The 23911-nt window shown below is 54.6% G+C and carries 24 protein-coding genes; 3 read left to right on the top strand and 21 right to left on the bottom strand.

What is annotated here, in order from left to right:
• Positions 1 to 37: 37 nt before the first annotated feature.
• The 6 genes from IB237_RS18550 to IB237_RS18575 all read right to left on the bottom strand — a co-directional run bounded on the left by IB237_RS18550 (position 38) and on the right by IB237_RS18575 (position 11536).
• Entirely contained in the window at positions 38 to 2299 is a 2262-nt protein-coding gene (locus tag IB237_RS18550; protein ID WP_192490176.1) for a glycosyltransferase family 4 protein, read from the bottom strand.
• Positions 2296 to 5538, bottom strand: coding sequence for a glycosyltransferase (locus IB237_RS18555; RefSeq protein WP_371815364.1), 3243 nt, complete (start codon positions 5536 to 5538; stop codon positions 2296 to 2298). The genes IB237_RS18550 and IB237_RS18555 overlap by 4 nt, the downstream gene beginning before the upstream one ends.
• Complete coding sequence (gene glf / locus IB237_RS18560) at positions 5531 to 7879, bottom strand: UDP-galactopyranose mutase (protein WP_192490178.1); 2349 nt, start codon at positions 7877 to 7879, stop codon at positions 5531 to 5533. Before glf ends, IB237_RS18555 begins: the two co-directional genes overlap by 8 nt.
• A gap of 71 nt (positions 7880 to 7950) precedes the next feature.
• The gene (locus IB237_RS18565; protein ID WP_246788082.1) at positions 7951 to 9138 is read right to left on the bottom strand and encodes a glycosyltransferase; all 1188 of its coding nucleotides are present in this window, start codon (positions 9136 to 9138) and stop codon (positions 7951 to 7953) included.
• 371 nt (positions 9139 to 9509) lie between these two features.
• Positions 9510 to 10877 (bottom strand): HAMP domain-containing sensor histidine kinase, encoded by a 1368-nt coding sequence (locus IB237_RS18570; RefSeq protein ID WP_192490179.1) that lies wholly within the window; start codon positions 10875 to 10877, stop codon positions 9510 to 9512.
• Positions 10874 to 11536 carry a response regulator transcription factor gene (locus IB237_RS18575; RefSeq protein WP_192490180.1) on the bottom strand — a complete coding sequence of 221 codons (663 nt, stop codon included), beginning with the start codon at positions 11534 to 11536 and terminating at the stop codon, positions 10874 to 10876. Before IB237_RS18575 ends, IB237_RS18570 begins: the two co-directional genes overlap by 4 nt.
• Positions 11537 to 11670: 134 nt before the next feature.
• Between IB237_RS18575 and IB237_RS18580 the strand changes: the two genes are divergently transcribed.
• Positions 11671 to 12165: a hypothetical protein gene (locus IB237_RS18580; RefSeq protein ID WP_192490181.1), complete on the top strand. Its 495-nt coding sequence runs from the start codon at positions 11671 to 11673 to the stop codon at positions 12163 to 12165.
• A 266-nt stretch (positions 12166 to 12431) separates the two neighbouring features.
• Here IB237_RS18580 and IB237_RS18585 read toward each other — a convergent pair whose 3' ends face one another.
• The 10 genes from IB237_RS18585 to IB237_RS18630 form a co-directional block, all read right to left on the bottom strand.
• Positions 12432 to 12875 carry a hypothetical protein gene (locus IB237_RS18585; protein ID WP_192490182.1) on the bottom strand — a complete coding sequence of 148 codons (444 nt, stop codon included), beginning with the start codon at positions 12873 to 12875 and terminating at the stop codon, positions 12432 to 12434.
• Between the two features lie 299 nt (positions 12876 to 13174).
• On the bottom strand, positions 13175 to 13366 hold the full coding sequence (locus IB237_RS18590) for a hypothetical protein (RefSeq protein ID WP_192490183.1): 192 nt from the start codon (positions 13364 to 13366) through the stop codon (positions 13175 to 13177).
• Positions 13367 to 13514: 148 nt separating this feature from the next.
• On the bottom strand, positions 13515 to 13769 hold the full coding sequence (locus tag IB237_RS18595; RefSeq protein WP_192490184.1) for a hypothetical protein: 255 nt from the start codon (positions 13767 to 13769) through the stop codon (positions 13515 to 13517).
• A gap of 335 nt (positions 13770 to 14104) precedes the next feature.
• Positions 14105 to 14371, bottom strand: a complete 267-nt coding sequence (locus IB237_RS18600) for a DUF1488 domain-containing protein (protein ID WP_192490185.1) — start codon at positions 14369 to 14371, stop codon at positions 14105 to 14107.
• The gene (locus IB237_RS18605) at positions 14371 to 14661 is read right to left on the bottom strand and encodes a hypothetical protein (RefSeq protein WP_192490186.1); all 291 of its coding nucleotides are present in this window, start codon (positions 14659 to 14661) and stop codon (positions 14371 to 14373) included. Before IB237_RS18605 ends, IB237_RS18600 begins: the two co-directional genes overlap by 1 nt.
• Positions 14662 to 14897: 236 nt before the next feature.
• A complete protein-coding gene (locus IB237_RS18610; RefSeq protein ID WP_192490187.1) occupies positions 14898 to 16487 on the bottom strand; it encodes a gamma-glutamyltransferase family protein in 1590 nt (529 codons plus the stop codon).
• A gap of 9 nt (positions 16488 to 16496) precedes the next feature.
• Positions 16497 to 17237 carry a GntR family transcriptional regulator gene (locus IB237_RS18615; protein WP_192490188.1) on the bottom strand — a complete coding sequence of 247 codons (741 nt, stop codon included), beginning with the start codon at positions 17235 to 17237 and terminating at the stop codon, positions 16497 to 16499.
• Positions 17238 to 17262: 25 nt separating this feature from the next.
• On the bottom strand, positions 17263 to 18135 hold the full coding sequence (locus tag IB237_RS18620) for an ABC transporter permease (protein WP_192490189.1): 873 nt from the start codon (positions 18133 to 18135) through the stop codon (positions 17263 to 17265).
• The gene (locus IB237_RS18625; RefSeq protein WP_192490190.1) at positions 18132 to 18938 is read right to left on the bottom strand and encodes an ABC transporter ATP-binding protein; all 807 of its coding nucleotides are present in this window, start codon (positions 18936 to 18938) and stop codon (positions 18132 to 18134) included. Before IB237_RS18625 ends, IB237_RS18620 begins: the two co-directional genes overlap by 4 nt.
• Positions 18935 to 19948: an ABC transporter substrate-binding protein gene (locus IB237_RS18630; protein WP_192490191.1), complete on the bottom strand. Its 1014-nt coding sequence runs from the start codon at positions 19946 to 19948 to the stop codon at positions 18935 to 18937. The genes IB237_RS18625 and IB237_RS18630 overlap by 4 nt, the downstream gene beginning before the upstream one ends.
• A 173-nt stretch (positions 19949 to 20121) precedes the next feature.
• Between IB237_RS18630 and IB237_RS18635 the strand changes: the two genes are divergently transcribed.
• Complete coding sequence (locus IB237_RS18635; RefSeq protein ID WP_192490192.1) at positions 20122 to 20841, top strand: fumarylacetoacetate hydrolase family protein; 720 nt, start codon at positions 20122 to 20124, stop codon at positions 20839 to 20841.
• 101 nt (positions 20842 to 20942) lie between these two features.
• On the opposite strand, the gene IB237_RS18640 is transcribed toward IB237_RS18635, so the two are convergent.
• A complete protein-coding gene (locus tag IB237_RS18640; RefSeq protein WP_192490193.1) occupies positions 20943 to 21149 on the bottom strand; it encodes a hypothetical protein in 207 nt (68 codons plus the stop codon).
• A gap of 169 nt (positions 21150 to 21318) precedes the next feature.
• On the opposite strand from IB237_RS18640, the gene IB237_RS18645 reads away from it, so the two are divergent.
• Positions 21319 to 21639 carry a hypothetical protein gene (locus tag IB237_RS18645; RefSeq protein WP_192490194.1) on the top strand — a complete coding sequence of 107 codons (321 nt, stop codon included), beginning with the start codon at positions 21319 to 21321 and terminating at the stop codon, positions 21637 to 21639.
• 112 nt (positions 21640 to 21751) lie between these two features.
• Here the strand turns inward: IB237_RS18645 and IB237_RS18650 are convergent, their stop codons facing one another.
• From IB237_RS18650 to IB237_RS18665, 4 genes are all read right to left on the bottom strand, one after another.
• A complete protein-coding gene (locus IB237_RS18650) occupies positions 21752 to 22027 on the bottom strand; it encodes a hypothetical protein (protein WP_192490078.1) in 276 nt (91 codons plus the stop codon).
• A gap of 159 nt (positions 22028 to 22186) precedes the next feature.
• Entirely contained in the window at positions 22187 to 22396 is a 210-nt protein-coding gene (locus IB237_RS18655; RefSeq protein WP_192490079.1) for a cold-shock protein, read from the bottom strand.
• 366 nt (positions 22397 to 22762) lie between these two features.
• Positions 22763 to 23125: a ribbon-helix-helix domain-containing protein gene (locus IB237_RS18660; RefSeq protein ID WP_192490195.1), complete on the bottom strand. Its 363-nt coding sequence runs from the start codon at positions 23123 to 23125 to the stop codon at positions 22763 to 22765.
• A gap of 102 nt (positions 23126 to 23227) precedes the next feature.
• Complete coding sequence (locus tag IB237_RS18665; RefSeq protein WP_192490196.1) at positions 23228 to 23788, bottom strand: DJ-1/PfpI family protein; 561 nt, start codon at positions 23786 to 23788, stop codon at positions 23228 to 23230.
• Positions 23789 to 23911 lie beyond the last annotated feature (123 nt).

The following is a 23911-nucleotide window of genomic DNA, read 5'->3' on the forward strand; positions in this document are numbered from 1 at the left end:
ACATGTCTGGGTTCTCCCAGTGTTCCTGCTGCAGAAGTCATTTGGCTTGTGAACACGGGTGAGTCAGGGAATACATCTCTATGGCGGTTGCAAGAGGTTGATAGACGTCTCTTTTCGGAGGTTTGGCCACCGCAGACAGCAAGCCGTTTTGGCAGGCCCGCTCGTCGTCCCAGCCGGGATGGTTGACGATGGGATACAGGCAAATGCCTTCCAACGGTACGCCGGCTTCCATTGCGATGTCAGCCTGCCTCGTCACATATTCGAACCAGACGGTTCTTCGCTCATCTTCGATACCTGTCTCGGAAATCAGCATTGGCCTGCCGTAGCGGGCGTAAGTCTCTATCAATATTTTGCTGAGGGGTTTGTATAGACTGTGCCCGATATCGAGTGGCGGTCCCCCGTGGATCCACTGATTATTAAAGTAGTAATTGACACCCACGACGTCGAGATAGCGTTCCGCGCCACCGATCTGGGGCCATAACCGTCCTGCAATCAAGTCCCAACTCTGAAACTGTGACTTCCGGTGCCCGTCGGCTAAACGTTCCTCCCAAGGGCGTTCTGGATCCGTGACAACGTTGATAGCTGGTTCGCAGTGTACGAAACGAGCTTGCGGGTCCACAGTCAGAATTGCGTCCATGGCAGCAATCGCTGCACGTGCCAACTGCACCTTGAGCTCGAAACCGCGACCATGTGCGAACGGATTGAGATAGGCTGCATCACCACCTCCCCAGGATAAGAACGAAATCTCGTTAACGGGGCAATAAAAAGGGATACCATCACTCTCTTCTTGAACAATTCGTGCGCAGCCGGCGGCATAATCCGCAAAACGGTCAATGAACCGGGGAGACCAGATATCGACATCGTCTGGCCATCCGTAGTGCATCAAGTCCCAGATGACCTGTGTTCCAACCTCCGAGGCCGCCCGTAACATCCGTCTGACACTTGTCCATTCATAGCCGCTTGGCCGATCGATCAGATGCCAACGGAAACCGTCCCTTACTGTTCGTATTCCAAGATCAGAAAGCTGGCGGTAGTCTTGAGCAGCATAAGTATCGTGACCAGTCGATGCTATTAGGTCGAGGCGCCGCCCGGTAGGTTGATTTTCATTGGGACGCAGACGATGTGTAGAACATTCAAATCCTCCCTGTAGGAAGGAGTGAAAAAGACCCGTCGGCTTAGCTGGCCGACGTTCTTTCACCACCTCGTCAATAAGGTTCTCCCATTGCGGCAGCACCGCCTCGACGGAGTAGGTTGCCTCTACTTTCAAACGCAATGCCTGACCCAGGGCATTGCGCAGCTCCGGTGAGACAATCAGATCGCTAATACATTGCGCAACGATAGCCGGATCGTTGAATGGTACGAGAAGTCCTGACGTGCCAGGATCGATTTGTTGGAGCACGCCGTTGTCAGGTGTTGCGATGACGGGCAGTGTTGCCGCACCCGCCTCTGCTATAACATGCGGCATGCCCTCACCAGTTGATAGCCAGACAAAAATGTCGAAAGCCGAAAGGAGGGTGGGGACATCTTTGCGGTCCCCAAGAAACTGCAGGGTATTGTCCAGTTCAAGGGTGGCCACGAGTTCCTTCAACTGCTCTGCATAGTCGGGGTAAAAAGCGTCCGGGCCGCCAACAATGACGAAGCGTGCGGATTCATGCCTATCGTGAACGAATGCCGCCGCCTTGATAAAATCCTCAACATTCTTTTTGGGATCCAGCCGTCCGACCCATCCTACCAGCATATCACCGTCGCGAATTCCCAGCGTCTTGCGCATGGCGCTACGGTCGTTCGCATCAAAGGCAATAAGATCCACCATGGAGGGTATTTCCAAGGCATGATGTTCTCGCCCTGGCATCATGGAAGCTGCTGCATCGCGGATGGTCTGACAGACGCCAACATATCTGGTCGTGTAGTGCTTAGGTCCCGCCAGCGCCTCCGATACAAGCCCGCCGTGCTCGATTAGCGGCGGGCGCAGATGTAATCGCTCGAGTGCCGGGTAAATGTCAGCAACGTTCTGGCAAGATATTACGACGTCGTAGAGAGGAATTTTCCCGGCCAGATACTCGACCGTATCATCGAAGGACAGCCCGTAGGGTGTCGTGTCAACGTCGACGCCAAGTGCGCGGAGTTGCTCATGAGTTTGCTCTGTCATTCCAGGTCTATGGAAGCATGCTGTCACATCGATACGATACCGCTTGGGATCCAGATTCTTTGCAAGCAGCCGTACTTCGGTTTCCTCACCGCCTACGACCAACCAGGCAAAAACGAACAGAATTCGCACAGGTGCGGCCTCCCCAATCATTCGTTCACCTGAAAGACAATCTGCAGGAATTCTGGTCGATTCTTGATTAAGTCGTTTAAAAAGCCAGGCGCGTCATCGATAGGAAGCACATGCGAAATCATGTGCTCACGGATGATTTTGCCTTCAGTGAGTAAAAGATCCACCGTGGCTTGGGCCAGCCTGCGCCGATCCCAGAGCGGTGCCAGCCCGCGGGGAACTCGATTGATCTGTGCGCAGCGAATGTTCAAGCCATTGTGGTGAAACTCCTCACCGAGCCGCAAGTGATCGGCTCCGCCCTGATAGAACGCCAGGTCGATCACCGTGCCTTGAGGACGCAAGGACTTTAGCGCCGTGTGCAGACTGCCAGCATGGGCTCGCGTCTGAAATACAAGGTCAGCGCCGTGCCCCATCGCACCATCATGCCAGCGTGCCTTTGCATGCTGCCAGCCCTGTTCCTCTGTCATGGCCGTGAGGCCCATTGCGTCGGCTTTGCCCCGCCGGAATTCAGACGGATCAGTAATGATCACGTCCGAAGCACCCAGCGAGCGGGCAAACAATGCCGTCATCAGGCCAACGGTTCCCGCACCGATTACCATAATGGGGCGACCGTTGACGCCGGCCCCGAGAGCAGGAACGTGTAGCCCAAAGGCTTCCGCATCAGCATGAAGGATACCGTTGGCGCAAATAGGGCCCATCTGGGCGACCAGGACGCCAAGCAAGGGATCAAGTTCGTTCGGCAAGGGTACCAGCACGTCGTGGAAAAGGTCAGCGGTGTGGCCGGTTTTGTGCCCGTAAGCTGATCCGACAAGTGCGCCATCGGAAAGTCCGAAGGCGCGGGATTGAGATATTCGCGCCACCTCCATGTATCCCAGAAAGGGAACGGGATAATGCAGATCGGGCTCGTTTTCGATGAACACGCCACGATCGCGGTCGAACCGAGACCGGAAATAGGGATTGGTGTTCTTAAGAAAAGTCAGTTCGGTGCCCGCAGAAAGACCAGTATAGAGCGTGTCCAGCCTGACCTGACCATCGACGGGAGGGCCTTCCTCATATTCGAAGAAGTAGGTCCGCCCGGGCGCCTCCACACCGAGAGAACGAATATGGCGGTGGCCAGGCGGCATCACTGCCTGCGGTTCTTCTGATCGCGGCTGGTGTATCAGGGGTGCCACTGGCGTTCGCGGCACAGGTGCTGCTTCGAGCCGTACGGGTTTCCCCGCACGTGCAGAAGACATGACAGCCAGCGCCAGCCTGTGCGTTGCAAGCGCGTCTTCGTAAGAGCAGCGGATACGGTTCTCGCCGCCGCGAACGGCGTCAACGAAATCGCGATCCTCGCGCCAGACGGGATCGCCGTCGGCAGCACGCACCGGTCGACCGCTCCCAACGTCAACCATGATTTCGCGGTCTGTCAGTTCGATAGCAAGTCGATCGGCAAAGATATGCAGGCCGACGCGGTGGTTCCAGCCGAGCAGGCAGGTGGATGCGATGTTGGCGATCACTCCGGTCTGGAAGGTGAGGCTGGCTGTTGTGGCCGTTGGAACATCCAAACCGGGGAAGTCTGGTCGGTCTTTGTGTCCAACACGGCCGTAGACCTCGGTCACCTCGCCGAAAAGAAACCGAGCCAGATCAAGGAGGTGCGTCGCCTGCTCGATGATTTGTCCGCCTGACTTGTCCTGCTTCCACCACCATTCGGGTGGGGGGGTAGAATCCAGCCAGTAACCCGACAGGAGCTGGGCGGGATTGTTCTCCAGAAGAGCCCGCGCTTCATCAACGATATCGAGATAACGCCAGTGATAGCCGACGGCCGTGATCAACCCTTTGGCGATGACGGCCGCTGAGATTTCTTCGGCAGTCGGCAGATGGAGCGAAACCGGTTTTTCAACAAAAAACGGGATCCCGCGTTCGATCAGGTCATGTTCCGGTTTCCCGTGGGCGAACGGCGGGATGCAAATATAAACAGCATCAGGTTTTACTGCGTCCAACATGTCTCGGTGATGCTCGAACGATCTCGCGCCAAACCGGATCGCGGCCTGGTCTGCTTTGGCCAAATCAGGATCAGCAAATCCTGCCATCTCCACGTCGGCAAACTGCGCGAGGATATCCAGATGACGTTGGGCAATCCCCCCGGCACCGATGAAGGCCAGACGTGTCTTTTGCATGGAGTTGTCCTTGTGAAAGCGCTTGGCTGGCTTGCTGATAAATCGCTGATAGATCGAGGCCGTCTCCGCTGCCATGCGGTGGGCAGAAAAGTTGTCGCAGAAGCGATCGTGACCCATTGTCCCGGCCTCTGCCATGCGGCGAGGATCGGCGAGGGCTTCGATGACGGCGCAGGCCATGGCATCCGGAACGCCTGGTTCTGCAAAGAACGGGTGAGTGTCGCCCAGAGCCTCAACAGTGCCACCAATACGCGTGGCAACGACTGGAACGCCAAGCGACATGGCCTCAAGTATCGCGAGGGGAAGGCCCTCAAAAAGCGACGGGAGAACCAAAAGTTCGGTAATTTCCATGAGCCGGGCAATATCTTGTCTTTGCCCGAGAAAGCGGACGTGGTCCTCAAGGCCAAGCTCTTTGACGAGGGTCTCGATTTTTTGCCGCTCGCTTCCGGAGCCTGCCAACAGCAGAATCACGGTCGGGTAAGTCCGAACAATCTTCGGCAGTGCATGCAGGAGGGTTGCATGGTCTTTTTGTGCCGTGAAACGCGCGACGGTTAACAGAACGATCCGTCCCTCAACCCCTAACTCCTGTTTAAAATTGGAAGTTTCGAGGCTGGGCTCGAAAGGAAAAATACCGTTACGGATGGTTGATAGACGGGCAGGATCGACGCTGCTACGGAAGCTTTCCGCTGATGCAGCGGAAACGACTATGTGGTGCGCGACGCCCAGGGTCTGCTGCCTGTAGTGCTCCTTTTGTGCAGGATCTGTCAGCAAATACGGGAGGTGGTCCGTTCGAATAACCGTAATGTTTTTTTCACGGCCTGCCGCTGCAAGATCATGTCCTTCCCATCCGATCCCGGCGTGGACATGCAGGAGGTCTATATCGGCTGTGGTCAGCCAGTTGCCGAATTCTTCGTGATTGCCAGAAAGCCGTATGCCGAGACCATGACGCGCAGCGCGGGGTAACACGCCTGTCCGGTCTTCCGTTATCAAAGACAGAGTTACATCCCAGTCCAAACTGAGTGCTCGACCAAGTGCAATCATGTGCTCGCCCATGCCTGATGGGTCGAGGCTGTCTGTGGCGAGCACTATTCGCAGCTTGTCAGTCACGATGGATATCGGCCAGTACCGCGCCGACATCGTGTCGTTTCTTCAGGCGTCTATACGTCGCAAGCGCCTGACCAACCACCTGGTCCATGTTGTAATATTTGTAGGTGCCAAGCCGACCGACAAAGGTCACGTCACCCAGTTGACGCGCGAGTGCCTCGTATCGCTTGTAGAGAGCCTGGTTTTCGGGCCGAGGTATAGGATAATAGGGGTCTCCGTCTGCGCAGGCATATTCATAGCTTATGCTGGTTTTCTCGTGAGACTGGCCTGTCAGATGCTTGTATTCAGTGATGCGAGTATGCTCGACTTCCTCGGAGGGGTAATTCACGACCGCGACTGGTAATACCCATTCGGCATCGTGTGTCTCATGCCGAAATTTCAGGCTTCGGTAGGGAAGGCGCCCGAATTGATAGTCGAAATACCCATCGATCGGACCCGTGAAAATAATATGTTTTGCAAGGCGTGCCTGCTTGAGTTCGGCAAAATCCGTGCCCAGCATCAAGGTGATATTATCGTGATCCAGCATACGCTCGAACATCTGGGTGTAACCGTTGAGCGGCATGGCCTGAAATGTGTCGAGGAAATAGCGGTCGTCGGTGCTGGTGCGGGTTGGAACACGCGCGGTCACAGAGCGGTCCAGGTCGGAGGGATCAAGACCCCATTGCTTGCGGGTATATCCTTCGAAAAATGTCCGATAGAGCTCAGAGCCGACTTGCGAAATGACGACGTCCTTTGACGTCGAGATTGGATCACATGGTTCGGCGCGGCCAGCGAGGAAAAGTGCAGCTGCTGCTTCGCTCGGCAGGTCGAGCCCGTAAATCATGTTTAGTGTGGTTCGGTTGATCGGGATCGGCACGCGCAATTCGCCGACCTGCGCCAATACCCGGTGTTCATAAGGGCGCCACGCCGTAAAGCGGGATAGGTAGGCAAAGACTTCGTCGCTATTGGTGTGAAAAATGTGTGGGCCATACTTGTGAACAAGAACCCCTTCTTCATCATAGTGATCATAGGCGTTACCGGCGACGTGAGGACGTCTGTCGCAAACGAGAACCTTCTTGTCTCCGTCTGCAGCCAACCGCTCGGCAAGAACTGAACCCGCAAAACCTGCGCCAACGATCAGGTAGTCATATGTATCGCTCTGGACCTGGCTACTTTCCCTCAGGAGCGGCTTTTTAGCAGCATCGCGCGCGCTGCCATTTCGCAATACTGCTTCGTCCACCAGAGCGGACATGGAGCGGAATGTTATATCCCAGGACGATAATGCGAGGACACGATCAACATCGCGCAGCCAGGAAGTACCTGACTTTGCAATCTTGATCGCTTTATCGCAAGCATTGCAAAAATCCTCAGTCCCATCGGCAATGAACACCCCAGGCACATTTCCGTAGCCGCGCACAACGTCTGTCACTGCGGTACTAACAACCGGGCGACCGGCTGCAAGATATTCGGGGGTCTTGGTCGGGCTTATGAACCGTGTCGCTTCATTGAGTGCGAATGGCATAAGGGCAACATTCCACCCTGACAGATAGGCAGGCAAATCGTCGTAACGTTTCTGGCCCAGATAATGGATATTTGGTGCTTGCGGCAGGTCACTCGTCGAGATTTTCACCACAGGTCCAAGAAAGACGAACGACATCTCCGGACGGCTAGCGGCTAGTGAACCAATCAGTTCCAGATCAAGCCTTTCATCAATGACACCGTAGTAACCAAACCTCGGGTGAGGAATCGATGCCTGGTCGAGCGGCTCAGGCAGCTTGCCTCTAGCGGACAGAAAATGACATTTGTCGACGCTTGATGGAAACGGGTGGATATTGTCGTGACGATGCTTTTTAGCCTCATACAGGCTTACGCCGCCCGTAAAGACAACATCCGCACGATCAATCAACTCGGCTTCCGTCGACTTAAGGTGTGGTGGTGCCAGTTTGAAGTTTGCAAGTTCGTCCATACAGTCATAAATCACTGCTGCAGCATCAACATGCTTGGCAAAACCAAACATCATTGGTGTATAGAACCACAGCACTGGCCGCTCGCCGCCGTGTAGCGCAAGGAGCTCGCTGAGAAGACCTGCAAGGCCAGCCTCGCGTTCGGTCTCGTTCCACCAGTGCGGAATCCGTGGGCGAACCGCCTTGACTGGAGTGCCATCGAAAGGGTGGATTTCGAGATAGGCGAGGTGATGATCCGTTGGGATGAATTCTTCAAAGAAAAATACTTGGCGATCTGCAGCGAAGCGCTGCATGAGATGCTGAGGTCTCTGCACCACGAAATCCCATCTCAGATGTGAAAAACAGATGAGCGGGGCATTTTCGGGTAGAAACTTCTCGGGGAATGAGCTCAGGCGATTCATAACTTACCTCGCAACAGACAGCCCCCTAACAACAATTGTCAGATAATGTTCCAGTTGCTGAAGATATCTGGCTATGTTTCGTCGATTATGTTTTGCAGCTTCTGGATGCTGTGTGGCCAGGTCCAGTTTTCCAACACAGTTTTGCGCGGATGAAAGGCATCTGGGATATTCAACATAAGGCTGATGCCTTCATGGAAAAGTTCAGCCGTTGCGGTCCGGCCTGTGTCTGGGGTTATATACTGCAACCCACAGGACAGAAGGCTGTTGGCAAGGACAGGGATGCCAGCCAGCATGTATTCGGTTAGTATCGCCGGAGCACCATCGTCGATACCGCATACGACCCCCATGCGCGACTGGTTCATCAGCCGATTTACTTCCGCGAAGGGTACGCCTGGAGGATCTACAAAGTCGACGTTGATGCCGAGTTCTTCCACCTGGCGGCGTAAATCGCTCATCATTTCGCCATAACCGCACACGCAAAGCGATTTTAAGGTTCGCGGCAGTTTGTGGAGAGCCTGAAACAGGATGTCATGCCGTTTGTAAGGTTGCGCTGCCGCGACGTAGATCACGTCATATATTTTGGGCAGGTTCAAAGGTCTGAACGTGATCTCGGAAGCGAATTCAGGGCCGATGGGCATGACTGCGGTTCGCATTCCTGGATGACGAGCTCGAACAATTTCCGATTGCCACTCAGCACCGGTGATAACAAGATCAAAGTGGCGGCTTACTTCTGCAGGCACCCGAAGGGCGGGAGCATCGATGGAATTGTAGATCTTGAAGCTTTCGCTGCATGCCAGAAGAATGTCTTCACTCACACCAAGACCCCAGACACACAATATTGCAGGTGGCCCGAAGGCCTGTATATGACCCAGCATGTCGTTTGACGAGAACGGAGCCTCTGGACCGTTCATCCTGAAGGAGCGACGCCTCAAGAAAGGGCTAGCAGATATCAGGTCTTTCGGAGGGAGATCTCCACGCCAGTGTGTCCAGACTTCCGCGCAGTCGACAAGCTCATTCTTGAGCGCGGCGAGAGGAAGGCGTTCAATGTAACCGCCTTCAACGATGACCTGATGTGGTGACGATACAGGGCTGGGAGGAGGGCCTTGTGAACCGCTGATCCACTTTTGGCGAGACATCTCGACAGATAGCGTGTCCACAGAACTGGGCGGCCCTTCCTGAAAATCACTGATCACCACTAACCGCCGCAGCTTCTTGCCGCTTGACTGGTCGCGAACCTTGATGGTGCTTTCAGTTGCCATGGTTTCCAATATGTGAGTTCGTGCTGTAACGGATTGCCTGAAAAAAGCGATCACAACCTGCGGGAGCCATCGTGAGCATCAGGCGACGATTTGCCGGACGGGTCGGGGTTCGTTTTGGAAATCCAGGGTACCCGCTCAGCATATGCAGTAACACCGCAGATCTTTTTAAGTTTCCTCGGACTTGTGTTTAGAAAATTGTTTTGGCCTGAGGGTGCCAGATAACCGCCTCAAAGGACTGGATGCAGCTAAATTCCTTGTGCCATCCTGCCAACAGGTCTAAATGCCGCCGCTGCGGATTGCAGGGTCAGACCCAACTCCATGTTGCACACCTTGTCGCTGGCCGGATTGTCCCAAGTGGGTAATACCTTACGTCACCTAAGATCTTGGGAGCCAGGGAGCTTCACATTAACCATCAAGCCCGGGTTCATCGGTGCCAATTCAATGCTGCCGCCGTACAGTTCTACAATCTCCTTCGATATGCTTAAGCCAAAGCCATCTCCTGCAACAGTTTCGTCAAGTCGAAATCCGGGGCGAAGCGCGTCTTCGATGCTGGAATCGGGCATGCCTGGTCCATCGTCGAAAATACCGATCGTTACGGCTGAACCTTCGATCCGAGCACAAATCCGGATGGTTTCATTTGCCCACTTGAATGCGTTGTCGAGAATGTTGCCAAAAATTTCATCGAAGTCTTCGTTTGCACAGCCTACAACAACAGAAGGGTCGATGTTGCATTCAACAGACAGATGTTTGTGTGCATAGATCCGTTCCAAAACAAAAAGCAGGTCTTTAAGGTGAGGTCTGACCGTTGATGTTGAGCGAGCCATATCGCCAACTGTTGCCTTACGACCGTCGGCGAGATGATGTTGAATACGCCGGTCAATTCTTTCAATCAGCTTTCTCATGCTTTTATCTGGGTCATTTGTATCATCGAGAGCCAGCATCATACTGGCCACCGGTGTTTTAAGCCCGTGGGCCATGTTTGCAAAATGCACGCGCGTGTCGGCAAGACGCTGCGCACTTTGATCGATCAGTCGATTGATCTCAGTTGCGACAGGTCGAAGTTCCTCAACGCCCGGCTCGGGGAGGGTCGAACGATTGCCGGTCAACACAGATCCAATATCTGCCGTCATTTGGCGAAGGGGGCGCAAACCAAACCTAACCTGCAAGATAGTACCTGCGATGAGACTGCCGCCAAGCAGCGCCATGACGGGAAGAAGCCACATCAATGACCGGAATGCGGGGGAGGTCAGGGCAGTTTCTGGTGCGGTGGCGGTGATCGTCACGATCCTGTCGCCGACGGTTGCCTCTGCCCTTCTCGAGTGCAAGGCCTGTCCGCGTAGTGCTGTGGTGCCACCGGGCCTGGGCATGCCAGCGAAAAGCTGGCGCCATTCGAAAGCGTGACCTGGTGTCTCAATCGTGCCGTTGGAAAGTGAGCGAGATGTAAGCCGAACGGACTGTCCGGAAACCTGCCAGTACCACCCGGATCCCGGCCTATCAAAGGGTGGCCCGTCGAGCTGAATGGAAAGTGTTACTGCACCGTCGGGGGCGGTGGTGATGGCGCTCCGCAACGCCTGTATCTGAGTGTCGAGGCGCTGATCGACCTGCGAACGGACGACACCAGCGACGATCAGCCAGAGGACGACTGAAGCGACGACGATTGCGGCAACAACAAAGATAGCGGAGAACGCAATTAACCGCCCGGATATCGTTGAGCGCTGCAGAAGCCTTGAGATATTCATGATGCTGCCGTCAGCATGTAGCCACGACCCCGCACGGTCTCGATATGCTGCGGGCCGATCTTGCGGCGCAGGCGTGCTATGATCACTTCAATCGAATTTGAATCTACCTCCGCGTCGCCGTCATAGACCCTTTCAAAAAGCTCACGCCTGTCGACCACTGTTTCTTTTCGCAGCGTCAGGCAGGACAGTACGCGCCATTCGAGCGCCGTTAACTTCAGGGGTACGCCGTTATGCTCGAACGTGCCAAGCTGTGCATCAAACGTCAGTGGCCCGCAGTTGATTCGAGCGCTTGCATGGCCCGTGGCGCGCCTCACAAGCGCGCGGATGCGCAGGACAAGCTCCTCAATTTTGAATGGCTTGGAGAGAAAATCATCGGCGCCAGCTTTGAAACTTGCCACCTTATCGGGCCAGCCATCACGCGCGGTCAAAACCAACACGGGGAAGGATCGATCTGCGTCCCTCCAGGATTTCAGGACTGAAACGCCATCAATTTTCGGAAGGCCGAGATCGAGAATTGCGACGTCGAAGATCTCTGTAAGGCCGGCATGCTCGGCGTCCTCTCCATTGCGTGCGATATCGACAACGAAATTCTCCGTCCGGAGGCTCGCTGCGAGACGGCTGGAGAGATCCATATCGTCCTCGACAAGAAGTACGCGCATCCAAAGGTCCGATCCTGGCTAAGATTAGCAATGTTCTATGAGTTTCACGCTTAACTCAAGCTGAACCGATTGGTTCAGGCTGTTGCCGGGAAGAGTGGCGTAGAACGGTGTTGTCTGAACCAAAGGAGACGACGATGTCTATATCCGATAACATTAATACCGTTGATCCAACTGAGCCGCATCTGCCACATGATCCGAGCCGTAGACGCAGGCGCGCTGGTGCATTTGGACTGGCCGCGCTTGGGCTCGTTGTCGGCCTCGCAGGAGGCGCGGGCGCCATGAAGTTGGCAAGGCCGAGCGTCGAGGTGGCTCCGATGACGCCTGTCGCAATCTCCGCTATGGCGGATGACAGCCTCGTTACAATCAGAGGCAAGGTGGCCGAGATTTTTGGCAACAAGTTCATCGTTCAGGACGACTCCGGTCGTGCACTTGTCGAAACTGGGCCACAAGGCGAGGGCGGTAAACTTGTCGCATCAAGTGAACTTGTAACGATACAGGGCCGCTTTGACGATGGTTTCCTGCACGGAAGCTACATCGTTCACGAAGATGGACGCACTGAGGCGCTGGGCCCCGCAGGCAAGCCGCCGCATAAGCGGCCGCTTGAAATGCTCAAGCACCTCAAGCCTTAAACGGGTAATCTGGTGTTAGAGCGGGCTCGCGCGCGCAGCCCGCTCCAGCGTCGTGCAGGGCCGGGGTCGCGTAGTTCCCAACATGGTCTCGCAGGTTAATAGGTGGTGCTCTGCCCCGCACATCGCTCGACTTATCAATATCCTTCTTGGGGATGATCGGTCGCGATCCCGAGTTTCCAGCCGAAAGCCTGCGAGACATATCTACGTCCCAAGGCCATCTATGGTGACGCCTCGCCAAGTGTGGTAAAACTAACACCGTTTCACTGCTAGTCCTTCAGAGGCCGGATTGCATCGACCCGAACGGTTCCTTCCATTACACCTCGACGGACATCGGTCCGGCCGTGCTCGATTTCGATGACGGTATAAAGCTTCTCGTCTCGAAATGCACTGGCATTGACGGTTGTGACGTCTTCGGCTGGAGCGGAATCGATTTCCATGAAGTCCACTTCACGGCTCGATGCGACAAACCGGGCGTCGCCTGAAGTGCGAGCAGCAACAGTGATGGGACCGCTCGGAGGAGCATTCTGCCACCTCGGATCGTCAATGCTGGCGGTTGGTTCCAGCCTGTAGATATTGAGGGGTTCACCGGCCGGTCCTTCGGCTGACGCGCTATCCCGCATTTGCGCCAGGCTTTCTACTGATTGCCCAAAATGTGTTTCACTCGTTTTATTATCGTTTTCGAGGCCGCTTGTTTTGGTCACATTTGACATCGTCCACTCTCCACTGCGCGTAGCGCCCGCTCCCTCACTGAATTGAACAGCAGGATCGCCGCCATGACCGTACCAGCATTGGTACGTAGCTCTAACAAGCCTGGAAGTAAGCGGTTCCCTTGCTGCTAAACATCGAGCGGATTATCGCTTCATGTAATCGGCCAATGCCTCCTGGTTGTGATCCTACCTTGGGCGCAGGTGCCGACGAATGGTGTCGCCAATCAGAGGAGCGGTATGCAGCATTAAAGACCGCGCGTTGTTTGGCGATCCTGTCGCTTTCTCCTGTGTGTTCATCGATATCAGCCGCCGTCGGGCGAAACGCTTTTGTCTTCAACATCGGGCAAAGTGCCAGTGCCCGGTGTTTTGCTTTTGTCCATCAAGTGCTGCTTGGCGTGGGGACCCGCGGCTGGGTTGTCCGAGGCAATCGGTGCCTTTTTTGCCGTCTCCTCAACAGCCTCTTGCGCTGTTGTGTCTGCATTGTCCTTGGTCATGATTGCTCCTGTTAAGCGGTTACGCGATATTTGAAGGTATCAGGCATGACACGAGTGGTAATTGCCCGTTGACCCACGACTTTAACTTGGTTGACGGCTCACCTGCTGATCTCAGACGACGGGCTCGGACCGGCCTGAGCTATAGTGGTCATTCTCCATACGGTGCGTTCTCGACTGCGCGTACGATCTCGGCTCGGTTCAGAGTATTGACCCGGTTCATGAGATAGGTGGCGATATTGCCCTCACAATGGTCCGCGAGCTCCAGAGTTCCGTAGCCGTCTTCCCGGGCTTGAGTGCACAAGATGTCCGCCTGTCGCTCGAAATAGACTGTGTCGTTGGAGAACCCTGAAGAAGTGGCCATTTCCTCGCACTTGTCATTGAGCCATTCCTGAATTGACTTCATGCTGCTTGTCCTTTGTTTTTGAAGGTCGAGGCTGTCGTCCGCAGCATCAGAAGCTACGCTTTCATCACACAACAATCACGGCTGCATGGGCATGGGCGTCCTGACCTGAGTGCAAAAGGCCAATAGTTATCCGCGCCTATCGGCCCGCGTTTCTGAGTAGATCTATTTCTTTGGCAACTGGGCCGAGGAGCTTCCGTAATCTGTTTTCCTCGATCTGATCCAGGCGAAACCGTCTTGCGAACTCGCTGACCAGGACGGTTTTTACCTCTGCTGATGAGGGAGGTGTTTCAGTGGCTGAATGGTGCACAGTCGTCCCTTCCCGTGTAATGATCTCCTCAGCGGAAATTCTCGAGACTGAGGGAAATGGCACTGCTTCCTTCTTTCGCATAGGCAGAGGCAGCTGCTTTCAAGATTCTCGGTCGCAGCGTGTCGAACGATGTCAGATAGTCGCTCTCGCTTGCGTTTCGGTGTGATTTCTCACAGGCGAGTACCTCAGTCGCGAGATAGAATTTCACCTCGAACATTCCGTCATAACCGCTGAATCGCACACACCTGTTTTTATCGTCGAAACTGCGTGCTTCATTTGGAAAGGTGATAGCCATCAAAAGCCTCCTTTATCCTGTGACCTGGCGATGGAATCTTCCGTCGACAAGTGCCCAACGCGGACCGTGGCTGTTGCAGAACGGTTTCTCCGAGTGAGAGCTTTCAAAAGGTGAGCTTTCGTCCTGGTTCCATCACGGAACTCGGTGGTAAGAAAAATCAGTGCGTCGCGTTTCATGTCGGAACTGGCGTCGGCTTCAATACCCCGAAGACCGGCAGCCCTCAGGACGTCCCTGATCAGCTTGAAGCCGGCATTGTCGATCTGCACTGTTTCTGCTGGACTGGAAGACATGCTGGCCTCCTTGGTTGGGAGCAAGGTTTTGCCCCTCGGCGACAGCGGTCCGAAAACAAGCTGTCACTATAACCGAAGGTCGTGCCGATTTGTCCGATTACAAGGCCTCTTCGTTCGAGTGAACAAAGTTAGGCATCAGTTTTCCTATTGGCGCTCCTGCACAGCTCATCCGTCCGTCAAGCCATGCGACGGTCGAGGCTCAAACAACTAGAAGCCTTGCAACCGCGATGTTTCCCTTAAAATCCCGCCGCGCAACCGTCTTTGCGTGGGTCTGACCCCGTAACATAGCCACCATCGATGCGATGGACCATTTGAGCGCCGCCGAACCCGAAGCTTGCCTCGGGGGCCTCGGCTGTAACGCGGTGGCCCAGTGCAGCAAGTCCTTCGATTGTCGCCGCATCCATTGAGTTCTCCAGCGCGACATCAAGCCCTGAAATCACCCGCCAGCGCGGAGCATCTGCGGCGGTTTGCGGGTTCTGTCCCCATACCTGCGTACGTAGCATCATCTGGAGATGACCTTGAGCCTGCATTGGTCCCCCCATAAGGCCAAAAGCCATGACCGGTGCCGATTTGCCCATCACGAAGCCTGGAATAATGGTATGAAATGGCCGTTTCGAAGGACCGACCTGATTTGGATGACCATCGGTGGTCGAAAAGCCGAAGCCACGGTTCTGGAGGCTGATACCCGTCCCAGGCACAACCACGCCCGAGCCAAAACCGGCATAGTTCGACTGAATGAACGAGACCATCATTCCGCTCTCGTCACCAGTGGCAAGGCATACCGTACCACCGTCTTTCGGCGCGCCGGTCGGGAAGTTTGTCGCATTTGTGCGATCAATTAGTTGGCCGCGTCGGGCCAGATAAGCTGGCTCTAGCAGATGTGAAATGGTGACGTCGGTCATATGCAGTTGGTCGGCGACATAGGCGTGAATGTCGGCAAATGCCAGTTTCATGGCCTCGATCTGCAAGTGCATTGCTTCGGGGCTGTCGGGGTCCAGATCCGCAATTTCGGTGCCTTGCAAGATGCCGAGCGCCATCAGCGCTGCAATTCCCTGTCCGTTAGGGGGAATTTCATGAAGGCTTGTGTCGCCAAAGTTCTGGCTGATGGTCCCGCACCAGTCGTTTTTATGCTGCGCGAGATCATCAACATTCAGTACAGCATCATTTTCTCTTGCGAATGCCGCGATCTTTTCAGCCAGGCTGCCGCTATAGAATGCCTCGCCTTTCGTTTGCGCAATCAGGCGCAGACTTTGCGCCATATCAGCCGAGCGGAATAATTCGCCAGCACCCGGAGCCCGTCCTCCAGGCATGAAGGTTTGCGCAAACCCCGGCTGGCTTTTCAGCTCATCAGCTCCTCGTTGCCATTGGTCGGCAATAATCGGCGTTACGTGAAAGCCGTGCGAGGCGTAATGGATCGCCGGTTCAAACAGAGTTTCGAACGGAAGTTTGCCAAAGCGCGACGAAAGATCAACCCAGGCGGAAACAGCGCCCGGGACCGTAACACTTTCCCAGCCTCTGCGGGGCATTGAAGAACCAGTGAAGCGTTCCGGCGTCCAACCGGCGGGTGAACGTCCCGAGGCATTGAGGCCGTGAAGTTCCTTGCCATCCCAAAGAATGCAGAACGCATCCGAGCCAAGCCCATTACCAGTAGGCTCTACCACAGGCAGGGTAATCGCTGCAGCAAGTGCGGCGTCAACCGCATTACCACCCTTGCGCAACATCGACAGACCGGCTTCAGTGGCCAGCGGATGCGATGTCGAAACGACATTGCGCGCCATGACAGGTGAGCGGCGGGAAACGTATTTCGGGGAAACCGGGAACTTCATTTTAATCTTTCAAAAATTGAGTTTCAACAGTTCTGCAGGATCAATCGCGGGAAGATCGGTTGTCTTTCCGGGATTACCGGTCATGACACCTCCATCGAACAGGTGCTCGATCAACTGGAGCGTTCTTGTGTAATGTGTGATGAGCGCTGCACAGGCATCCTGGCTGTTGCCGTCGATCACAACCCTCATAAGGGCTTCATGTTCGGCGGTGCCGTCACGGGGGACGGTGCGATACGCATTGGAAATGGAGACATAGCGTGCGGCGTGATCGGCAAGGATGTCGCAGAAGTCGAGCAACCAGGGCGAGCCGCAATTCGACAACAGCGCGCGATGGAAACTGCGGTGCGCATCTTCCCAGCCTGGCCTGTCATCGGGAAAACCCGACGACTTATAGCGTGACAGCCGATGGAATGCGACAACGATGCCTTCTTCCCAGACTGCGGTGCGATTGTTGATGGATTCTTCCAGCGCCCTGGTTTCAAGCCAGCAGCGTGTTTTCACCAAGACGCGCCATTCCTCTAGCGCTATGGACGGGACAGAAAAACCGCGCTGCTCGTGGCGATCGACCAACCGCTCGGAGGAAAGCCGCGACAATGCCTCCCGAACCGCGTTGCTACCCACTTCATAATTGGCGGCAATCGTTTCAATGCGAAGCTTTTCGCCAGGCTTGAATGAGCCATTGATTATATCCATTCGCAACTTCTGGTACACTGCGGTTGCCAGCGTTGTCTTGTCGCTCACCTTTGCCATTCATTCTTTCCATGAGACAGAAGCTTCATTTTTTCTTTGTCTTTCTGACCGCATCCGGGCCTCTCTGCCAGAAAACAAACCGGTACTGCATCCATGAAACCAGTCCGAACATCAGCAGGCCCAGAAGGCTGAGATACATAATTAGCGAGAATACACGCGGCGTATCGAGTTGAGCAGCAGCGATGCGGATCAGTTCTCCAAATCCTTTGCCCCCACCCAGAAACTCACCGGCAATCGCGCCAGATACAACGCTTATCGAAGCAATTTTCAAACCTGTAAAGAACTGTGGCAGTCCGGTGGGAATTTTGAGTTTGAGCAGTGTCTGCAACCGTGATGCGCCGATGCTTTTAAAGAGCATTCTGGCATTCTCATCTGCGGCATGCAGCCCTGCAGCCGTACCTACCACAATGGGGAAAACAGATATGAAGGCTGCAAGTGCGACCTTGGAGGTGATGCCAAAACCCAGCCACGCAACAAACAATGGCGCAAATGCAAGCTTGGGCATGGTATCGATTGCTACGACATAGGGCATCACTGCGCGTTCGCCGAACGAGGTCTCACCGACAAGCATTCCAAGAAAAACGCCGATTGCCAGCGCAAGGATGAAGCCCCAGAAGACTTCTTGCGCGGTGACCCACAGTGCGGGAAGCATGTACTGGCCAGACAGCAGGTTACGGCCCACAAATCCGAGGTCGTAAAGTGTGGCCAGCGGTGATGGCAAGATCAGCTGGGAAACGATGCCTGCCGACGACACAAGCTGCCAGCATGACAGAAATGCCAGCATCAGGATGGTCATTGAGACCCACCTGGGGAGCAGGGATATCCATGAAACCCGCTCTGTCCATACGGTGTCGTCTTCCGAGCCTGACATCAAGCCGGAGGATGTTGCATCGGTCATAGGAAAGCCCCCTTGTCGAGAAGGTTGCGAATGGTGGACGTGTAATGCCCGAATTCCGGCAGCGTGCTCATTTCAAGTGTTCTTGGGCGAGGTAGGTCGATCTTGATGGATTTGACAACGCGTCCAGGCCTTGCGGACATGACGTGGACAATATCCGACAGGATGACAGACTCTGAAATGGAGTGCGTCACGAGAAATGCCGAGGCGCCGCGTTCGAGGCACACTCTTTGCAATTCCATGTTCATGAAATCGCGAGTGATTTCATCGAGCGCACTGAACGGCTCATCCAGCAGCAGTACATCGGGATCTGCAATCAGCATCCGGCAAATTGCTGCCCGTTGTGCCATGCCGCCTGAGAGCTGACCGGGATAGGTGTGTTCAAATCCCTTCAAACCGACCAGCGACAAAAGAGCTTCGGCTTTTGCTCGCGCCGCGGCAGCCACGGCGCGTCCCTCGCGGATTTCGAGGGGTAAAAGGATGTTCTCCAGTGTTGTTCGCCATGGAAATAATGTCGCTTGCTGGAACATCATGCCAATATCCGGACGTGGCCCCATAACCGGCGTTCCCGATAGCATGACCCTGCCTCGGGATGGAGGTGTCAGACCCGCCATGATCTTTAGAAGCGTTGATTTTCCGCACCCGCTGGAGCCAATGACCGAATGAAATTCCCCCTTGTTCAGCGTTATGTCGACAGCCTCCAGCGCAACAACGTCGCGCTGGCCATAGATCTTGCTGACATTACTCAACTGAAAGACCGGCTTGTCAGGCTTTTCCACCACAGCTTTCCTCTGTGCAGCTATCATCTCGGAGCGTTCCACTTTTCAATGAACTCGTTGGTGTAGGCCTGCTCGAGATTGTCCAAAGGCTGCTTCAAATCGCCTGCCGCCACAAGGGTGCTCTGCCACTGCTGCCACGCCACGGGGTTCTGGTATCCATAACCCTTCGTGGGATCGAGCGGTGTGGTGAGATCGAAGTAGATATCCAAAAGTGCGCTTGCGAATTCCTTGTCCTCTAGCTGCTGCGGGTTGCCCATCTGTGCATGTTGCAGCGTTGCTTCGCGGTTTGCAGGATCGATGCCGAACTTCACTCCCCTGACGAGTGCGCGCCCGAAGCCCTCAAGTACATCTTTGTTGTCATCGAGAAACGCCCGTGTCGTCACATATCCATTGCCAAAATAGGCCTTGAAGTCGGGTGGGGTCAGATTGCGCAGTTTTACACCGCGCAAACGCAGCGTCGCGGTGCCGGCAGTATCGGCGGCGTATGCATCGATTGATTTGTTTGCGAACCCGGCAACGGCCATTCCTCCTTCACCTACGGTAATAAAGGTATAGTCGCTGCCTTCCTTCATTCCGGCGGCATCGAAGATCGATCGCACGAAAGCGACTTCGGCTCCGTCCGACGTACCCACACCAATGACTTTGCCCTTGAGATCTGCAGGTGTCTGGAAGGGTGAATCCTCTGTCGTTACCAGGTTAAACTGGCTGCGCGCAAAGTAGTTGTAGATATAGACCAGATCCTCACCGCGGCCACGGGCATTCAAAAGCGGACCGGGGCCGGGATGGCCAAGCTGCGCCTGACCAGCAAGCAGAGCCTGGATTACCTGGGCGGAACCATTGAGGCTTTCGGGACGGATCGTAATATTCTCCTCCTCAAAATATCCCTCTCCGATTGCGTTGTAGAGGGCGAAATAACCCAGTCCCATGGAGCTGGGATAGGCAATGACCAGCTCCTTTTTCTCCTGGGACATGGCATGGCCGGATAGAAACATCGCGGCGGATGCCGTGAAGGCCATCAGTGTTCTGCGTGTGATCATCTGCTGTTCCCCTTCGTTGTCTTCTGCAACGTCTTCAGGAAGTCACTATCTTTGCGGACTGTCAATCAATATTCATATTTTTTTCTTTTTTTTAAAAATATGCAGATTTTGATAGACAGACGCAGTAACATGCATATTGTTCTGAGGCGTATCAAACTCTCAGGATTGCCTAAATGAAGCCAGAAGCCACCTTTGCCGTGCCTGCACCGGAGCAACCGAGCCTGCCTGTCGTTGGCAGTGACAAACGATTTCCTGTCCGACGCATCTATTGCATCGGGCGCAACTATGTTGCCCACGTGCGTGAAATGGGCGGAGACGAAACACGCGATTTTCCGCTTGTATTCCAAAAGCCCCGCGACTGCGTGGTTCAGGATGGGGGGACCGTGCCGTATCCGCCCAAAACCAATGATTTTCATTTCGAACTTGAGCTGATGGTCGTCATGAAGTCAGGGGGATATGACATTCCCGAAGCCGAGGCGTTATCGCATGTATTCGGCTATGGCATCTGCCTCGACATGACACGACGGACGCTTCTCGACACCGCAGAAGGGCCACGTTCGCCATGGGAGTTGAAAAAGTCATTCGATCTGTCTGCACCTTGCGGTCCAGTCTATCCCGTTGAACAGGTCGGTCACCCGGCAACAGGCCGTATTAAACTGGAAGTCGACGGCAAGGCGCATCAGGACTCAGACCTTGGCCTGATGATATGGCGCACACCGGAAATCATCTCAACTCTATCGCGCTATTACTCGCTGGAGCCGGGAGATGTCATTATGACCGGTACGCCGGACGGGGTAGGGCCCGTTACCGAGGGAAATGTACTCGTGGGAAGCATCGACAATCTCGGCACGCTAACCGTGACGATCGGCGCGCCCGTCAAGGCTGCTGCCTGATCGCGGACATTTCTGCTCCGCAAGGAATAAGTACCTGCTTTAGATGGATCGGCCAGGCAAGCAATGTCTGGCCGATTGCGTCAAGTCGCCAGGGTTTCATGTCATAGTGCGTTGTGCTCTACCATCTCACGAGACAAAAACCTGGGCTTGGGGTCGAGCGAGCGAAACGCACCGGAAAGCCACTTCGCCTCGGTTGGTGAAAGAGATTTTGCAGCAGACTGTTGCTTTTCCTCAATCGTGATGGTGGGTTTGCAACTGCCTTCGTCCGTGACGGTCTGGTTGGCAACGTTCTTCAATATGTTGGTCACGGAATTGCCACACCGCGGGCGAGGCCGCTGCCGCCAGGCGGCATAGGCGCCTACTTCTCAGCGATTGCATGGGGCTGAGGAACTAATTGGTGTTTCGATTGTTCGACTCTCGGTTGGGCAGCGTCTGCGGTTGACGCAAGTGGTCTCGACGTCAAGGAAAGGCAAACCCATGCTCAAGACAACATTTATGATTGTACTTGCTACTCTTGCAGCTTCACCAGCATCTGCCATATCCCGCTATGAAACGCCCTCAATGAACTGCGCAGCGGTACAAAGTGCGATTGACAGGGAAGGTGCCGTCATTCTCCGTTATCCATCAACACGCGTTCGTCACATGACACTCTACGACCGTTACGTCAGCAGTGCCCGGCAATGCGAGATTGGTGAATATGCTGCCCGAAACAGCGTTCCGACGCGCGATGTACAGAATTGCCCGGTCTACCGTTGCGAAGACCGTTGTAACCAGTTTTCGCTTAACAGAGATTGTTAAGAACGATTTCTAAGAATCATCTAACTGGGAAGTGGTGATACCGTGTGGTCCATCATCTATTGATGAAGTGGCACATTGGAACGCTATGGCAGCGTCGCTAGTGCTGACATAATTAGACCTTGTCATAGGTGAAGGACGTCAAAAGCGTCGTGACGAAGTTACTGGCCTTTTCCTTGACAAGCACTTCCGTCCATTCATCAGTCCCGCGAAGCATCAGTCCGGTGTAGATGCTGTCGACGGCCGCCTCTTCAACTCTCTTGATATGCGCTTGGAAGGACGCCTCATCCCCTGATTTGTACAGGTCTCGAACGACCATCCGCAGAATTTCCTGCACGGCAATCTGCCAAGCCGTGTTGATTGCCTGAAGTTCGTTGGCTTGGTTCGTCATCGAGAACTCCTGTTATTGCGGCCACTGGCCACCTGGGCCACCCGCGCAATTGCGGTGTCATCAGGCAAAAAAAAGGCCAGGCAACTTGCCTGACCTCAGTAGGTATTGTGCTTTCAACAGTGCCAGTACATCCGTGGTCAAAGGAAAGCAGATACCGATTTAAGCAGCCTGAAGATTGCAAGCCGACATTTTGCCGGACTTGTTGTCGCGCTCCAGATCGTAGCTAAGCTTCTGGCCTTCGACGATTTCGCGCATTCCGGCGCGCTCGACGGCAGAGATGTGAACGAACGCGTCAGCGCTGCCGTTGTCAGGCTGGATGAAGCCGAAGCCCTTGGTGGAATTAAACCATTTAACTGTGCCGGTGATCATAATGAACCCTTTCATAGCAATATAGATGACCTCAGCGCGACTGCGCTGCGGATGATGATAACGATTGTTTTAAAGGGAGGGTTCGTTGAAAGCGCGGTGCTAATCGCGCGGTAACCAAAGCTCAGCAAGAAAATATCGATAATGATTAGATAGTGGAACTTAATCTGATTGTCAACTTTTAGTTTTGTCTATGGGTGATTCTACCTATGAGTGTTAATGCGGCCGCCACGTCATTTCCATCTTGTCGGTGATCGGCAGATCGGGATTTAGCGAAACTGCACTTTCGCCACACAGGATCTGAAACGTCCGGGCAGGCCAGTTGCGTGAGGTGCGTGCTAGAAGGCAAATCACGGCAGAGCACCCTTGTCAGTTGACTATCGTGCTATACTGCTGTGCCTCCCGGGCAAGTATTTCGCGGGCCGCGTGATCGGCAATCGGGATGCTTAGATTTGCCGAAATTTCGCCCGCAGCGATGAGGGCGTGGTAACGGGCACAGCATACGCGCAAGAATGAGGTGAAGTTGCCGAGATCATGATCGGCATCCATCGCCTCATGCCATAGCCTTGTTATGAGCTGCGCGACAGTCATACCGTCGCGCAGGCCGATTTCGCTGAGCGTATACCAGAAATGATTTTCGATCCGGATCGAAGTGGTCACACCATCAATGCGCAGACTATGTGTGCAGCTTTGCCACTGACTGGCATCGGCTTTGATAAAGAGTTCGCACATCGCAAGGGCCTCCCTTCCCTTTAATGTTGGAGCAGTGTGACCATTACTCGAGCTGACAACAACCCTACTGTCTACCTGTTAGCCCGGAGCTGGAGACTGCTCTTACAAAATCGCAAGAAACTGCTTGAGCCATGCCGGGTGGGCGGGCCATGCTGGCGCCGTCACCAGATTGCCATCGGTGACGGCTTCTGTCACTGCAATCTCAGCGAATGTCCCACCAGATGCCGTTACTTCGTAAGCGCAGGCCGGGTACGCCGAGCAAATACGACCCTTCAGAACGCCTGCTGCAGCGAGCAACTGGGCACCGTGGCATATTGCGGCAACCGGTTTCCCCTCGTCAAAAAAATGCTTCACCTTGGCTAGTACATCGGCGTCCATCCGGAGATATTCCGGTGCACGGCCGCCCGGGACGACTAACGCATCGTAATGCGCTGGATCGACCGATGCGAAATCGGCATTCAAAGTGAAATTGTGGCCGGGTTTTTCCGAGTAGGTCTGGTCGCCTTCGAAATCGTGTATCGCGGTCTTGACCTTGTCGCCCGCCTTTTTGCCGGGGCATACGGCATCGACGCTGTGGCCGCAGGCCAGAAGCGTCTGGAACGGAACCATCGTTTCATAGTCCTCGGTGAAGTCACCGGTAATCATAAGAATCTTCGCCATCATACATCCCTCCCTATAGCCGCGATGATTGCAGCAACAGATTAGACGAAGTCCATTGAAACGGGTGTTATTCCAATACTACGACCGTAGTATTTTCATGCTCGCAGCGCTCCGTGTGTCACTTTG

Source organism: Agrobacterium sp. AGB01 (genome assembly GCF_014851585.1).
GTDB lineage: Bacteria > Pseudomonadota > Alphaproteobacteria > Rhizobiales > Rhizobiaceae > Agrobacterium.